This is a genomic window from Legionella londiniensis (genome assembly GCF_001467825.1).
In the GTDB taxonomy this organism is placed as follows: domain Bacteria; phylum Pseudomonadota; class Gammaproteobacteria; order Legionellales; family Legionellaceae; genus Legionella_A; species Legionella_A londiniensis.
Window position 1 is genome coordinate 1 of the sequence record NZ_LNYK01000028.1, and the last position, 1,652, is coordinate 1,652.

The following is a 1,652-nucleotide window of genomic DNA, read 5'->3' on the forward strand; positions in this document are numbered from 1 at the left end:
CCATTAACCTTCTTCAGTTAATGAGGCTACACCACCCAACCTTTTTTTCAATTATCTCCGTACACAACTTTCAACCGTAACTCTTTCAATCTTTTCTATTATTCTTCTAAGCTGCCTGTGCGGCAGTTAACTGATTTTGTTCAAAACGTATTTGTCTTTGTTTCTTCTAAGCTGCCTGTGCGGCAGTTAACTCGGAATACAACTACACAACCCCTGATAATGTCTTCTAAGCTGCCTGTGCGGCAGTTAACAGACTACATGGCGTAATCTAAAAAAAACCTGACTTCTAAGCTGCCTGTGCGGCAGTTAACATCGCCGCGAATCACGACTTCGATGTTCATTTCTTCTAAGCTGCCTGTGCGGCAGTTAACATGCGTTTTGCAGAAGCGAACGCCATTTATCTACTTCTAAGCTGCCTGTGCGGCAGTTAACAGTATTTCTGTGCGCTGTTGTTCAGGACGTTTCTTCTAAGCTGCCTGTGCGGCAGTTAACTTAAGGAGGGTGCGAAAATGATTAAGCAAAAACTTCTAAGCTGCCTGTGCGGCAGTTAACTACTATAAATAGGATATCCTCGACTACTTACTCTTCTAAGCTGCCTGTGCGGCAGTTAACTGTAACATCATCCATAAAAAAACTGATAAAACAAAGAGATAATTGGAAAAAATTGATTTACCCAATTTTTCCCAATTAGTTATATCCATTTGATTTTAATAACAAATTAACATTAGATGAAATAATAGGTAATTTGAAGTATGAAATATTCAAATTACCTATTATTTCTATCTTATTTAGAAAAATGACTCAAGTATTTGAACAAATTACAAACTTCCACTTCAACCTTTCGAACTTAACTGATTTCATATTCTTTTATTTAATCAAACCAGGGAACAGTGGCTGTTTTGGAAAGACCAAACCGATCAAATTCTCCATAAACTGGCTGGTCGAGTAACTCACCAAATTCAATGTAGCGCCTATATCTATACCCATTTGATCCACTTACCAATTCAAGATAAGGGTTATCAATACTTTTGGCAAACATTTTAGCTTTGTATTGCCTGATATCACCCACTGTCATCGAACCACGTTTAAATAATCGCCTCATTTTTGATTGACTCATGGTAGTTTGTTTGCGTGAAATTATCCGAAACTTGGAATCTGCAGGGACGGATTTAATAGGACTTACTTCGTAGTAGTTATTTATTCCAGACAAAAAGTTCATACCAAGCAGTTCATCTAATACTACTTTTTTGCTATGGATACGTAAAATATTACCCAAAGTAATATTATACTTTGGAAAACTTACCCCAATGTTAGTTGAAGCCATATCATGCAAAACTTTGTGCAGTTTTGTGTATAGTGTACTCAATAGAAAGTTCAAGCTTTTTTCTGAATCAGGCTTAATTAGAATATCAACATAATAATCCATATTTTCTCCTTAACGCACGTCAATACGGGAAACATAGGCCAGTCCCTTCTTCCCCAAGTAAAAAGAGGAAACTCCAGCAGAATCGATCATTTTTTTAAGCTCTACCGCCTTTTCAAGATCAACATCCAAATATATGTCCATTGAGTTACGGTTGAAAGTTGTGTACGGAGATAATTGAAAAAAAGGTTGGGTGGTGTAGCCTCATTAACTGAAGAAGGTTAATGGA

At 36.9% G+C, this 1,652-nt stretch carries 1 protein-coding gene, 1 pseudogene and 1 CRISPR repeat array; the gene and the pseudogene both read right to left on the reverse strand.

All coding sequences use genetic code 11. The annotated features are described in order from the left end of the window. Positions 1-103: 103 nt before the first annotated feature. A CRISPR array of direct repeats spans positions 104-613; the repeat unit is 29 nt; unit sequence CTTCTAAGCTGCCTGTGCGGCAGTTAACT. A 258-nt stretch (positions 614-871) separates the two neighbouring features. After that, complete coding sequence (gene cas6f, locus Llon_RS08895) at positions 872-1,426, reverse strand: type I-F CRISPR-associated endoribonuclease Cas6/Csy4 (protein ID WP_013101298.1); 555 nt, start codon at positions 1,424-1,426, stop codon at positions 872-874. Between the two features lie 9 nt (positions 1,427-1,435). Next, positions 1,436-1,567 (reverse strand): annotated as a pseudogene (locus Llon_RS11925) (type I-Fv CRISPR-associated protein Cas5fv); the annotation flags it as partial. Positions 1,568-1,652: the final 85 nt, after the last annotated feature.